At 72.1% G+C, this 13,556-nt stretch carries 9 protein-coding genes; 3 read left to right on the forward strand and 6 right to left on the reverse strand.

The window, feature by feature from the left end:
* Positions 1–39: 39 nt before the first annotated feature.
* Positions 40–870: a matrixin family metalloprotease gene (locus tag ACI8AA_RS01625; protein ID WP_457042769.1), complete on the forward strand. Its 831-nt coding sequence runs from the start codon at positions 40–42 to the stop codon at positions 868–870.
* A 434-nt stretch (positions 871–1,304) separates the two neighbouring features.
* Here the strand turns inward: ACI8AA_RS01625 and ACI8AA_RS01630 are convergent, their stop codons facing one another.
* Together ACI8AA_RS01630 and ACI8AA_RS01635 are read right to left on the reverse strand one after the other, a co-directional pair.
* Complete coding sequence (locus ACI8AA_RS01630) at positions 1,305–2,579, reverse strand: Dyp-type peroxidase (RefSeq protein ID WP_457042770.1); 1,275 nt, start codon at positions 2,577–2,579, stop codon at positions 1,305–1,307.
* The gene (locus ACI8AA_RS01635) at positions 2,576–3,862 is read right to left on the reverse strand and encodes a hypothetical protein (protein WP_457042771.1); all 1,287 of its coding nucleotides are present in this window, start codon (positions 3,860–3,862) and stop codon (positions 2,576–2,578) included. Before ACI8AA_RS01635 ends, ACI8AA_RS01630 begins: the two co-directional genes overlap by 4 nt.
* A gap of 966 nt (positions 3,863–4,828) precedes the next feature.
* On the opposite strand from ACI8AA_RS01635, the gene ACI8AA_RS01640 reads away from it, so the two are divergent.
* On the forward strand, positions 4,829–5,383 hold the full coding sequence (locus tag ACI8AA_RS01640; protein ID WP_457042772.1) for a hypothetical protein: 555 nt from the start codon (positions 4,829–4,831) through the stop codon (positions 5,381–5,383).
* A 320-nt stretch (positions 5,384–5,703) separates the two neighbouring features.
* Here the strand turns inward: ACI8AA_RS01640 and ACI8AA_RS01645 are convergent, their stop codons facing one another.
* The 4 genes from ACI8AA_RS01645 to ACI8AA_RS01660 form a co-directional block, all read right to left on the reverse strand.
* The gene (locus tag ACI8AA_RS01645; RefSeq protein ID WP_457042773.1) at positions 5,704–7,716 is read right to left on the reverse strand and encodes an alpha-amylase family glycosyl hydrolase; all 2,013 of its coding nucleotides are present in this window, start codon (positions 7,714–7,716) and stop codon (positions 5,704–5,706) included.
* A gap of 418 nt (positions 7,717–8,134) precedes the next feature.
* A complete protein-coding gene (locus ACI8AA_RS01650; protein WP_457042774.1) occupies positions 8,135–9,172 on the reverse strand; it encodes an alpha/beta fold hydrolase in 1,038 nt (345 codons plus the stop codon).
* The gene (locus ACI8AA_RS01655; protein ID WP_457042775.1) at positions 9,169–10,125 is read right to left on the reverse strand and encodes a trypsin-like serine peptidase; all 957 of its coding nucleotides are present in this window, start codon (positions 10,123–10,125) and stop codon (positions 9,169–9,171) included. The genes ACI8AA_RS01650 and ACI8AA_RS01655 overlap by 4 nt, the downstream gene beginning before the upstream one ends.
* 199 nt (positions 10,126–10,324) lie before the next feature.
* Positions 10,325–11,614, reverse strand: coding sequence for a hypothetical protein (locus ACI8AA_RS01660; RefSeq protein ID WP_457042776.1), 1,290 nt, complete (start codon positions 11,612–11,614; stop codon positions 10,325–10,327).
* A 230-nt stretch (positions 11,615–11,844) separates the two neighbouring features.
* Between ACI8AA_RS01660 and ACI8AA_RS01665 the strand changes: the two genes are divergently transcribed.
* Entirely contained in the window at positions 11,845–13,554 is a 1,710-nt protein-coding gene (locus ACI8AA_RS01665; RefSeq protein WP_457042777.1) for a peroxidase family protein, read from the forward strand.
* Positions 13,555–13,556 lie beyond the last annotated feature (2 nt).

Genomic DNA, 13,556 nt, shown 5'->3' on the forward strand with positions numbered 1-13,556 from the left:
TCGACAGCGAGGGCGGACACGCGGAAGGCACGAGCTCACATGGACGATCAGCCGCAGGCCAACCAGCTCACGCGTGGCAGCGAGGGCGAGGACGTCCGACAGGTCCACGACTACATGAAGCGATTCGGCTACCTGCCGAGCCAGAGATTCGCCGACGTGGAGGGGTGGCGCCCCGCCGTCGAGAAGGACGTCCCCGACCCCGGCTACTTCGACGAGGTCATGGAGCAGGCGGTCCGCCTCTACCAGGAGCAGAACGCCCTGGAGCCCGACGGCGTCGTCGGCCCGAAGACGTCCGCTCGCATGCGGGAGCGCCGGTGCGGGAACCCGGACGTCATCACCGCGGACGGCCCGCAGCCGTTCGTCATCGCCGGGAGCCGCTGGGCGACGGACGACCTGCGGTACAGCATCGACAACACGGGCGACGACCAGATGAGGGCGGACGTGCGCGACGCCCTGCGGCAGGCCTTCGACCGGTGGGCGCAGGTCACGCCGCTCACCTTCACCGAGGTGCAGCCGGGCGCCACCGCGGAGATGCGGATCGGCTGGTTCACCGGCGACCACGGCGACGCGAACCCCTTCGACGATGCCGGTTCGTTGGCGGGCAACGTGCTGGCGCACTGCTTCTACCCGCCGCCGCGGGGCGGACCGTTCGCCGGCGACTGCCACTTCGACGAGCACGAGGACTGGTCGATCAGCCTCCCTGCGACCGGTGTCGACCTGCTGACCGTCGCCATCCACGAGCTGGGGCACGGGCTCGGCCTCGACCACTCCAAGGAGCGGGCCGCGGTCATGTTCGCCTCCTACGCGGGGCCCCGGCGCGAGCTCAGCCGTGACGACATCGACGGCATCCAGGCCATCTACGGCAGCTAGCCGGAGGACACGTCGGGGACACCGCACCGCGACCGTCTCCGGATGCGCGAGCCGGTCGGTGCGATCGTCCCGGGAACCGTGCTGACCGTCGTCTCGGGCGACCGGTTCAGGGCGGAGGCGACGCCGGCAACCAGCTGCAGACCGGCAGCGCCGTGTCCTTCCGGCGCACCTCGGACCCGGAGTGGACGACGGTCCCGATGACGTTCCTCCCGACCGCCGACGACGACATGTCTCACTCCGCGACCGTCCCCTCGGCCTCCCTCCGGCCCGGTGACGGCGTGCAGTACTACCTGCGCATCCCCGACGACGACCACGACACCACCTTCCTGCACGGGGAGGACGACGCGTCCGGGCGCACCGCGGCCGAGGCCGTCGCGTGGACCGGCGCGTTCAGTCCACGGTCGCGGACTCGGCAGAGAGGCTCACCCGGGCCGTCAGGTCTGGCCGCTCGAGTCGAACAGGTCCGCGCCGGGGAAGGGATCGCCCTGCGGCGGCACGGCGTAGAAGCCGCCGGCGAGCAGCGACATGAGCTCGATCGGGCGTGGGTCGGACGGCTCCGGTTCGGCTGGGCCCCCGAAGTTGACCTCACCCATCCACTTCGGGATGTCGAGGATGTTCTCGATGAACTTCGTGGTGCGCTGGAAGCTGACGAAGTTGAGCCCTGCGTGGATGTCGAGCGTCGCGGGGTCGAGGAACTCGTAGCCCTGGCGGTAGACCCGGTTGTTGGCGTCCTGGCCGGGATCGCCGCGGTTGAGGTTCGACCGATGGATGTGGGTGCCCTGTGCCAGCCGGCCGTCGGGGCGTGGTGGGTCGATGTACTCCGGCGGAGGACTCGGCGGGATGGTGGCCGTGCCGGGGCAGGTGGCGATCAGCCGGGGCACCGGCCGACCCTTGTCGTCCTGGTCGAACCGTTCGACCGGACACCCTGTCAGCTTGTCCCGGCCGACCAGCACCTCCTGCTCGCTCCGGTCGAGCTGCTGCCACGCGTCGAGATCGACGGCGATCTTGAGGAACGTCATGTAGGTGCCGCCGTCGAGCCACGGCGTGTCCGAGGACGGGCGGACCACCATCGCGCTGCGGCGCTCGGCCTCGGTCAGGGTGTTGACCCCGTCGTGGAAGTCGATCCAGCTGCGCCGGTCCTCGCGGTGGAAGCCGGCGAAGAACGTGACGAGCGAGAGGGGCAGCGGATCGGCCGGTCGCCGGATGCGCTTGCGCACCTCGACCACGGCGCGGTTGACGACCAGCTCGGTGTCCCCGATGAACTGCATCGCGAGATCGGCCTCGCCGGCGTTGCCCGCGAGCGTGGCGGCCCAGTGCAGCTGCCGGAACGGCGCGGGCTGGTCGGCCCGGCTCGGGGGACCGGCCAGCGTGTGCAGTGCGGGTGGCCGCCGGGCAGAGGTCAGCCGGGGGGAGTGGAGGGTCGAGGAGAAGAACCGCGCGCCGTACCCGATCAGGACCGTCAACCCCCCGCCTGCCGCTCCGGTGAGCTGCGGATCGCCGGGGCGGGTGGCCCGGAGGTCCTCGACGACGCCGTCCTTGAGGTCGGCGAGCATCCGCCAGAGGGACGAGACCGCCCGGCGGGCGTCCTCGGCGGGGGTTCCGGCGATGACGTGCAGGAGCAGGAGCCGGTAGCAGTGGCCGGGCGACGTGCCGGACCTGAAGTAGATGCCCTCTTGCAACTGGTCGCCGGCGATCGCGACGCCGGTCACCGCGGACGGCCGAGTCGTGACACGGGAGCGGCGCTCGGCGGACCGGGTGCGGCGAGCGTCTGCTCGAACTCCGCGAGAGCCCGGTTGACGGCGGCGCAGGCGGGGTCGTCGGCGCAGTTCCCCGGCGGTGTCACGTCCACGTGGAGTCGATCGGCGGTCACCTTGTCGGCCTCGCTCACGCGCACCAGGAAGTTGACGGTGACCAGCCGGACAAGCTCCGCACCCGTCCGGATCGGTTCACCGGTGTCGGCGGAGATCAGGTCAGCGACCTCGATGCCCTCGGGGTTCGGCGGCACCTGGAGCACCAGGCGCTGGAAGCGGTCCGGGTCGGTGTCCTTGTCGGTCCCGGCGGTACCGCGCTCGAGGGTGAACCACGGCTCGGGGATCGGGGTGCTCCCGTCGGGGAGCAGGATGCGCGAGCGCCGGACGTTGGAGATGTAGACCCCGAACGGGTCGTCGAACACGATCTTCCGGCGGCGGAAGGCCGCCTCGGCGACGGTCTCCACGATGGTGGGATCGCTGTTGCGGCAGTCGGCCGCCGCCTGCTGCGTGCTGTTGATCAGTTCGCGGCCGGTCAGGGGCTGTTCGCTCCCGTTCACGAGGTGGGCGAACGGATGGGCGGCGAAGGCGGCGAGCTGTACCGCAGCATTGAGGGTGTTGATGCCCTTGTACATGAAGCAGATGGCCTTCTGGCCGTTGTTGTACGGGCTTCGCGGCGGCAGGACCCGACCCTGAGCGGTTCGGCGGGGCAGCATGAGTGAGTCGAACGCGTCGCCGAGCCGGTCCGGGGTCACGCCGGGCGCGAAGGGGTCGAGTGGGCCGTAGACGTCGCGAGGGTCGACGGCAGGTTCACCGGCGAACCGGGCCGCGAGCTGCAGGACCCGTTCCGGCCGGTGCCGCGCGAGCACCCGCCAGTAGTCCTGGAGCTCGGTCGTGAGCTCGATGCGCGTGATCCTGCCGCCAGCGCGGCGGACGGTGCGCCACTCCAGGTACTCGTCGTGGCCGACGAGGCGCCCCTGGTCGCCGGCGGCCGTCGTCCAGTCCAGGAGGAGGTTCGCCTTCTCGTCGCTGCGCAGGCACGTGGACACCTGCACCGGGAAGGCATCCCAGTCGACGTGCACGACCGTGTCGGTGATGTCGACATCCGCGGTCGCGAGCAGACAGGGGGTCCCCGAGGCGGTGATGTTCGTCGTGTGCGCGGTGGCGACCGCCTCGGACCACTCCAGGCCACCCGGACTGCTGGGCCCGCCGAGGTCGGTCAGTCTGCCCGGCTCCAGTGCCATGTCCATCCCCATCGGTTCTCATCCGGTCGTCGGTCGACGCCGGCCGGTCGGCCGGGCGATCGCTTCCGGTGGCGTGAGGAACGGTGATGGGACGGCGTCACCGCAACGTCACCCCCGCCTCACCGCGGGGTCGCACCAGGCGGACGACCTGCCGCCGGGGGCCTGGCGTGTGGATCTCGTGCACCACCACCACGTCCGCTGAAGGCGGCCCCAGGGACGGGAGGCAGCTACACGAGGGGAAGATCCGCCAGTGACGTGCTGTGGGATCTGAAGGCCGGCAACGGGAGGGCTGAGGCGACGGGGCGAGACCGTGGATCGCGGCGCGGCTGAGTTGCCGACGCTCGTCGCCCGCCCGCTCGTGCCGCGAGATCCCGGTCGTCGGTGGCTGCGTCGCCGAGCCGACCTGGCGCAGACCGTCCCGGACTCGCTCGGTGGCAAGACCTACGCGCCCACCGGCGGAGGGCGATCTCGCTCCGAGCCGGCCGGCTCTGCCACCCCGCGAGTCGCGTCGGCCGGGGGCATCGGCCGGGGATCGCCGGGCCACATCGGCAGTGCATGCGGCACGGTTCGTCACGTCGCCGTCCTCAAGGCGGCGTGCTCAGGGGGTGCGCCTGGACCTCACGGCCGTGGACGCGAGGCCCCTCCCGGCCCGGTGGTCGTGTGGGACCCGGACCCTCTCTGCCGTGGGCGATCACCCACCGCACCGGTCGAGGGGGCATCGGATCACGACGTCACCTTCCCCACGCGGCGCCTGACTCCCAGGTCTCCACGACCTCTGCCTGGCCTGCACGCCGGGACGGGCGGGTGACGAGGCGGTGATGCCCTCGTGACGCGGACGCCCGACCATCGTCTCAGCAGGGGCGGCACCGGGACGTCCTGTCAGACGACCTCCGTGCCGGAGCGCAGGGCGACGCACGCGAGTGCGGCCGGCACTGCACCAGGCCATCCCGATGGGAGGACACGTCGATGAACCCGGCGATCGCCTTCTACCAAGCACTGGCCGGGATCAGCTTCACCCTCCTCGGCCTGTGGTTCGGAGTCGCTCAGTTCGCCCACGGCGGCTGGCGCACCGATCCCCGACGGCACCGTGCGGGCCTGCACATCGCCCTGCACTTCTTCCTGCCCGGGATGGCGAGTCTGGCGTCGATGCTCGCCGGGGAGGTCATGAACGGTCTCGTCTGGCGAGTCACCTTCGTGACGGCCGGGCTGATCGGTCTCGTGGAGGCCGCGTCCTTCATGCGGCTTCGAAGAGGAGTCGACGCGCTGCCCAGCAGGATCCTGCGCAGCGTGGATCCGGTGCTCTACGCCGCGATGACGGCAGTGGCGTTCGTGCCACGGGGCACGTTCGCCTTGACGCCCCTGCAGCTCGCGGGCATGGCGACGGGAGGAGTGTTCCTCGTCGGACTGTGCTTCGTCTGGCTGGCTTTCGCCGAGCCTCAGGAGGGGGAGGACCCGACGGCCCAGCCACCCGCAGCCGATCCGACGCCGGTCCCGCCGAGGCCCGAGCCGACCCGGCCGTAGCCGCGCGACCACGGCCTGGTCCACGCCATTGACAAGGGCGGAGCGGACCCGAGGATCTCGAGGAACGCAGTCGAGGTGGTGGAGTCCCGCCATGGTCGCAACGATGACGGGATCGGAGTGCCAGTTCGGCCGCACGTCGTCTGAGCGGAGAGCGTCACCGGCCGAGCAGGTCCTGCCGGATCGCGCTCGCGCCGGCGGCCAGCCGGCCTGCAGCTCGTGCGTCTCTCGCTGGGGAGCGCTGGAGGACTACGGGCGTTCGCGGCGCTCGCCGGGCGGCTTCTCGCGGACCCGCCGTGGAGCCCTGTCTTGGAAGGGTTGGGTCACGGTCGCCGGAGCAGGACGACGGTCTCGGCGGGAGGGATGTCCCGGACCTCCAGGTAGAGGGGCTCGTCGGGGGACGTGCGTCCGCGAGCGACGAGCGTCGAGCCGACAGCGTGCGTGCCCGTGAAACCCGCCGGCGTGCCGGCTTGCGCGGTGTTGGCGAGCACCTCGTACGCGCTACCGGGGGCCGACAGCTCGGCGGCGATGACGACGTCGCCACCCCGCGCGTGCTCTCCGTTCGGGTTCAGGACGACGACGGCCTCCTGCCCGCCGAGGATCCGGGACCAGGCGACCACCTCCCCGGCCGCGGGGAACACGAAGCCGGTACCCGGCAGGCGTACCTGGCGCGGGTACTGGCGGCCGATCCGCAGCGCGGGATGGGCGGCCCGGACCGCGCAGAGCGCAGCGATGCGGAGATAGCTCGGGCTCGCGGGATCGAAGACGTGCCGCCCGGAGGTGCCGAACGCGCCGAAGCCGGGCAGGGAGGCGTCGACGTCCGAGAGCTGTTCGTCCAGTGGCCGGTCGTGGGACACGCGCGGGTGCTCCGGGCCGAACATCGCTTCCCGGAGGTAGCGGTCGGCCCAGTCCCCCTGCCCCCACCCCTCGGCGAGCAGGTAGCGGAGTTCTGTGTGCGCCGGCCCCGCGAAGGCCTGCTCGGTGCCGTAGTAGATGCACGGGATCCCGAGGGTGAACAGCTGCAGGGCCACGCCGGCGCACACCTGGTGGTCCTTGACGGGGGAGTCGTCGGGGATCTCGGCGGAGAACCGCAGCTTGCGCCCGACGACGTGGTCGTGGTCGTCGAGCACCGAGACGTGCCGGTTGCCGTGGGACCGGTGAGAGCCGAAGCCGCTGTCGATCGCGTCGAAGCCGCCGAGGTACGCCTGACCTGGGGCCAAGCCCTTGGCCACGGCACCGAGGTGCACTCGGGCGTTGCCGATGTCCAGGGCTGCGGTCAGGTTGCGCTGCAGGACGGCGAGGTTGTCCAGGAAGTAGTCCTGGACGGGGTCCCCGCCGGCGATCTCGCCTACGAGCAGGAAGTTGCGTTTGCCGAGGCTCTCGGCGTACTCGGCCATGGCACCGCAGAAGTTGCGGGCGTCCTCGAGCGCCATGTGCTTGACCGTGTCGATCCGGAATCCGTCGACGTCGAACGCGGCGATCGCGTACTGGTAGCAGGTGACGAGGTCGGCCAGAGCCGGCGCGACGTCCAGGGCGAAGTCCTTGAGTGTGAGGAAGTCGGTGCGCTTGTGCTCCGCGTGGGCGTTGGCCACGTCGTCGTCCGAGAGGCTGCCGCGGCCGGCTCGTGCGTAGGCCGCCGGCCTCTGGAGATCGCGCGGGAGGACCCCCTCGTACGGGCCGCCGCCCGCGCTCGCGGCGGGGAGCGTGGGCCGCTCGAACTGGTCCCGCCACGCGAGGCTCCAGCCGGCGGTCGCCGGGTCGGCTGGGTCCCCGTAGTAGCTCGGCCAGCTGCGGTAGGGCGGGCCGTGCTCGTCGGCGGAACCGTCGGGTCGCAGGTAGGCCCAGTTGTCGCCGCTGTGGTTGACGATGACGTCCAGGACGACCCGGATGCCGTGCGCGTGCGCGGCCGCCACGAGCTCTCCCAGGTCCTCGCGCGTCCCGAACCGCTCGTCGACGTCCAGGAAGTCCTGGATCCCGTACCCGTGGTAGGTGTCCTTGCGGACCCGTTGCCGGAAGACCGGGCCGATCCACAGGGCGGTCACGCCGAGCGCCTGCAGGTAGCCCAGCCGGCCACGGATGCCGTCGAGAGTGCCGCCCTGCCAGCGCTTGCCCGACTCCGCCCAGGCCTGCCAGTTCCACCCGGGCCGCGCGGGTTGGCCGCGCAGCTCCCGGATCTCGGTGCGGGTGAGCAGCTCGCGCCCGGACTCCCGTCCGTCACTGAAGCGATCGGGCAGCAGGAAGTACAGCACCTCGTCCCGCCAGTCCGCGGGGGAGGGGTGGTAGCCGCCTGCGCTCCGTGCGTGGGCGACTGCATCGCGAGCGTCGGCGACCGTCACGGGAGGAGCCTGCGCCAGCAGGTCCCGGGGGCCGGTCATCCGGTGACCGAGCCGGTGAGGTCGTCGATGACCGTTGTCCGAACGGAACCGCGTGCAGCGCCGCGCAGCGGCAACACACCTCGCGTCATGCTGGCCTCCGATGGGTGTCGGATCGCGGCGCTCGCGCCGGTGCGGTCGTCGGGACGCACGAGCGTCGCCCGGGGGCGTCACCGCTCCGTCACGACCGCGCTTCGCCGGCCCGCCGGTGCCTCCGGGGACTCCCTGCGGCCACTCCGCACCGTGCCGAGCGGCGACGGTCACGGCCCGGGGGCATCTCGATCGCGCCTCCACGGCGGATGTGACGGTCACGGACCCGGGCTCTTCCGGTGGGCCGCGCGGAGAGACGGAGTCCGCGAGCCGCGGCGCGGGCGTTCGGCGGTCAGCCGGAGGCGGTGAGGGCGACCGCGATCGGGCCCGCGACGTCGGGGTCGGCGAGGTAGTCCTCGATCGCGTGGGGATGGGTCCGGTTGTGCGTCCGTTCGTCGCGCAGCTTCTCCGCGCCGTCGGTGAACCGCGGCGCCAGCGGGTGGATCATCGCGACGACGTCGGCGGCGTCATAGGCGTTGAGCCACCAGATCCGGCGCCGGCGCGCGGGTGGCGTGACCGGCCGGATCACCCGCGGGACGCCGCGGGTGTCGTCGCCCTCCGGGCCGCCCCACAGGTTGCGGCGGACGACGGGCAGCCCGAGCGGTGCACCGGCCGTGACGAGCAGCCGGACCCGCAGCCCGTCCGGGATGCGATCGCACAGGTCGTAGGCGACGACGCTGCCGAGGCTGTGGCCGACGACCACCACGTCCTCGTGCCCGTCCGCCCGCAGCTCGTCCAGGCTCGTCGCGATCGTCTTCTGGACGTCGTCGCGCATCGCGTCGTCCTCGAGGTAGTAGGCGACGTCGCGCAGATGACGCTCGATGATCCACTCGGGGGTGTCGGTCTTGTCCGCGAGCCACTGCAGTGCGCTGCGGGCGACCGACCACCTGAGCGCGTCCGACCAGCCCGCCTCGTTGCCCTGGCGGCGCGCCTCCTCGGCCTCGCGGACGGCGTCGAGGTCCTCCTGCGCCTCGTCCGGCATCTGTTCGGAGGCGACGAACCCGGCGCTCTCCGCGGCGTCGATGAGCATGTCGGCCGTGGCGAGCACGAGCCGCTCCTCGCGGGCGGCGGTCGTGCTCTCCAGGTCGGGGCGGCCCCCGCCGGCGCCCTCGTGGGCGGCGATCCGCTCCTCGAGGAGGTTGCCGTAGAAGGGGAAGTACGCCGTCGCCGGGTCCGGTACGGCCTCGCCGGCGGAGGTGAGCCCCTTCGCCAGGCCGCCGAGCCACTTCCGCTTCTTCCTGGCGACGTGGCGAGCCACCGCTTCGGGTGTGCGGCGCAGCTCCTTGGGCATCTGCTGCGAGCGCCCGTGGACGAGCAGGAGTGCGGTCACTGGTTGCCTCCCAGCCTCAGGAGCTCGTCGACGAGCTCGTTCACCTCGGTCCCGGACCGGAGGGGGGCGCCCCCCTCCAGGTCGCCGACGATCGCGGAGACGCGGACGCCGCGGTTGGCGACCCAGACGCGCTGCACGGCGGGTGTCCCGGCGGTGACGCGACGGCCGTGGACGTCGATCTCACGGCCCTCGTCGTCGCGGGCGGACTCCATGCCCTTGTGCAGCGCCACCAGCTCCCAGCTGTCGTTGAACACCGGTGCGCCGGAGGACCCGCCCTCCGTGTCCGTCTCGTAGACCAGGTAGTGATCGCCGGAGATCGCCACGAGCAGGTTCTCGCGGACCGCGATCTGCCGCGGATCGCCACCGGGGTGCTGGATGATGTTGACCGGCTGCCCGACCAGCACCTTCCCGGTCGACCCCACGAGCGGGACGTAGCCGAAACGCTGCCCGGGCGGCTTGCCGCCCACCGTGTCGACGGCGACGAGCGTGTAGTCGAGGAGGTCCACGTCGCTGGTGACGAAGCACCGCCCGGGGTCGAGCCGGACCACCTGCGAACGCGCGATGCGCTGTCGGCCGTCCTCGACGTAGCGGAAGGTCACGCCGGCGCCCGCCGCCGTCGCCTCGTCGGGGAGGACGTGGTCGTTGGTCAGCAGCAGCCAGGGGGAGACCAGGAACCCGGTGCCGTGCTCCCGGCCGATCTCGATCCGGGCCACCGCGTCGGAGCGGGCGGCGCCGTCGGTCAGCCAGCGGCCGGCCAGGAAGTCACGGGTCCCGAAGGTCTTCTCCAGCCCCCGGCGCAGGGTCTCGTCGTCGGCGTCCTCGTGGACCGCGACGCCGCGCCGCCGGAGGAACCGCACCTGCCGCTCGCGCGGCTCGAAGTGCCCGGCGGCCGCAAGGGGGTCGGCCCGCACGGCGGCGTAGTCGCGGTTGCGCTCGATCGCGTTCTCGGCCACCCGGACACCCCCGGTCGTTGCCTGCGGTGCGCGGCAGTGTCGGCCCGCACCTGCTCTGGACGCGGCTCTCGGTCCGCGCGGTCCGGCGTGCTCGTCGACGACCGCAGCTGCGGCTGCGCAGGGGGCGACTCCTGCGGCCAGGTCACCGTGGCCGCTCTCGACGGGCGGGTCCGGTCGGGGTCCAGGAGCCGCATCCCGGTCACGGTGCCCGCTCCGACGACCCGCTGCCGGTGAGGACCGGTTGCTGGGGTTCCTCCGCCTGTGGGGGAGCAGGACCGCCTCCCGGTGTCGGGGCGGGCCGGGGACTCGGCGTCGACGGCTGCTCCGGCGGCGGCCCTGCCGACGGCAGTTCTGCCGGAAGGGGCAGTGGCGGCCGGTCCTGCTTCGCGTCCTTGCTGGGAACGGACGACAGCACGCCGAGGGCCTTCCTGTCGATCAGTCCGGTGAGCAGTTGCTGCGCGTAACCGAAGACCAGGGCGTAGGCGAGCACCTGCTCCTGGGAGTCCAGTGCGCTCAGCCCGGGGATGAAGTCCCCTCGGATCACGATCAGCGCGCCGATCGCGGTGAGCGCGCCCACCGGCACCTTGAGCAAGGCCAGGGCGATCGGGATGTCGTAGGGCGTGGACGTCCCCCTCAGGTTCCGGATCGAGACTGCTGCGGCCAGAGAACCACCGAGGAGCCCCAGCATCGCCACCACGACCACGTCCCAGGCCTGGGGATCGTGGCCGATCCCGTCCCCCGCCGGGCAGGCGATGAAGCCCGCCCGCTCCGCGGGCGCGAAACACAGCGGGACACTCGCCGGATTCACGGCGACGACCAGGACGAAGACCGAGACGAGCAGGGCGATGCAGGCCGTCGTGCTCAGCAGGACGTTGCGGAGGTTCCGCAGCCGCGAGTGGGCGCTGTCCACCGCCTCGTGGCCGACCTGCACCATCTTGCTGAGCAGCAGCCGCCTCGCCGCGGCCCTGGCCCGGTGGTCGGGACTGGTGCGGGCCGGCAGTGGCTGCAGCAGCTCGTGAGCCTGCGCGCGCATCGGGTCGTCCCGGTTGAGCGCCAGGTCCGTGCGTGCCACGACCGCCGCGACCTCGGCCCCGACCTCGGCGTCCGTGTAGAGCTTCGCGAGCTCGGCCTCGGCTTGGTGCAGCTTGCGGAAGGCCCCCTCGAGGTTGGTGCCGCGCCACCAGCTCAGCAGGCGACGGTGCGGCGGCTCCAGGCCGCGCGCCGCGCGCAGCGCGTCCTCGACGAGACGCTCCGCCCCGTCGCAGATCGAGTCCCGCTCGCAGTCGGCGAGTCCGCTCGGCGGCGTACGGCAGCGCGTCATGCGGAGCTTGATCCGGAGGGACTCCGCGCCGGCCTCGATCTGCTCCGTCCAACCGCGTACGGCTCGACGGGCCCGCTTCTCCTGGGCCCGGTCCTCGTTCTTCCGGCTCCGATCCTCGGACGAGGCCGCCGAGGCCGCAGCGTGCGCCGCCTGGTCGGGCTCGGTCACCATGTCCACCTCCGGCGCTCCCGCCACCGGGCCCGCGACGGGCGCAGGCGGATCATCAGCAGACCCCGTCACCGTTCCGTCACCGAACGCTGGGCGCCGACGATCCGGTGACGGCGCGGTGACGAAGCGGTGACGCGGCCGGCCCACCATCGACCGGGAGGGGCCCGCGAGCGCCGTCCGGCCGCGGGACCTCACGAGCGCGGGAGCCCCCCGCACCGAGGAGAGGTCTGATGATGGCGAGGCGGCACGAACGGCGGTACTTCTACCTCGCGGACAAGCGCGAGATGCGCGGTGAGGGAGGAGTCAGGCGGTCGGCGACGCTCAGCGAGCGGGAACGCTCCTTCCGCTTCTCCGAGATCGTCCCGGGCAGCACGCCGGAGCCGTCCGACGCACTGCTCGAGAGGCTCGCCGAAGTCATGACCAGCCCCGGGGAGGACGTCGACGGCGACATCCCCGCCGGCTTCACGTACCTCGGCCAGTTCGTCGACCACGACCTGACGATGGACACGACGGACAAGCCACTCGGCACCCCGGTGACAACGCCCGACCAGCTGGCCCAGGGGCGCAGCCCCGCCCTCGACCTCGACTCCGTCTACGGCCTGGGCCCCAGGGATGCCGCCGATCGCATCCTCTATGCCGACGACGGCGTGCGGTTCGTCCTGGGCAGGACCCAGAGATCCGGGCCGCGCGAGGTCCCGGCGACCTTGATGGACCTCGACGGTTTCGACCTGCCGCGGAAGGGAGCCTCGACGGCGGACCCGCTGGAAGCGCGGATGGCGCAGATCAAGGACCCCCGTAACGACGAGAACCTCGCCGTCGGGCAGACCCACCTCGCGTTCCTGCGCTTCCACAACGCGGTGTGCGACCGCCTCGCGGGCGGCACGCCCAGCGCCCTGCTGTTCCAGACGGCGCGGGAGCTGGTCGTGAAGCACTACCAGTGGATGCTGTACACCGACTACCTGCCGCGGATCGTCGACCCGGAGATCGTCGACGACGTGTTCACCAACGGCCGCACGGTCTTCGAGGTGGACCCGGTCGGTACGCCGACGATGCCGATCGAGTTCTCGGTGGCGGCCTTCCGCCTCGGACACTCGATGATCCGGGACAGCTACGACTGGAACAGGGTGTTCAACTCGGGTGACGCGCCCTTCGGTGACGGAGGCACGCTGGACAACCTGTTCCGCTTCTCCGGGACCAGCGGCAACCTGAGCCCCGGGTCGGATCTCGACAATCCGCTCGACGGGGACTTCGAACGACTCCCCACCAACTGGATCGCCGACTGGACCCGGCTGTACGACTTCGTCGCGGACGGCTCTCCGGACCTGGCGCCGGAGCAGGACCAGCTCAACGTCGCCCGGCCGATCGACGCCCACCTCACCAACCCGCTGGCGACGCTGCCGCTCGGCTCGTTCGGCGCACGCCTGGATCCGCAGAAGCCGCCGGACATCCAGCGCAACCTGGCCTTCCGCAACCTGGTGCGCGCCCGCATGGTCGGCCTGGCCACCGGGCAGGAGGTGTGCGCCCACATCAAGGCTCGCGTGCCGGGCGTCGAGGAGCTGACCGCCGAGCAGATCGTCGGCGACCTCGACCTCCCCCAGGAACTGCGCGACGAGCTGACCTCGGCCACGCCGCTGTGGTTCTACGTCCTGCGCGAGGCAGAGCTGAACGGCGGCAGGCTGGGCGCCGTGGGTGGCCGCATCGTGGCGGAGACCTTTCACCGGGCCATGGAGGGCAGCCGCATCTCCATCCTGCGGGATCCGTACTTCCGGCCGAGCCTGGGACCGGACCCGGACACCTTCCGCATGACCGACCTGCTGAAGGTCGCCTATGACGCGCGCACCGGAGAGCTGCGCCCGCTCTCCTCGGTGCCCCGGCCCCAGCCGGCCGTCGGCGTGGAACCCGCGGCACCCCGGCCACGCACACCGGTTCCCGCGTCCTGACC

The organism is Geodermatophilus sp. SYSU D01180 (genome assembly GCF_054050415.1).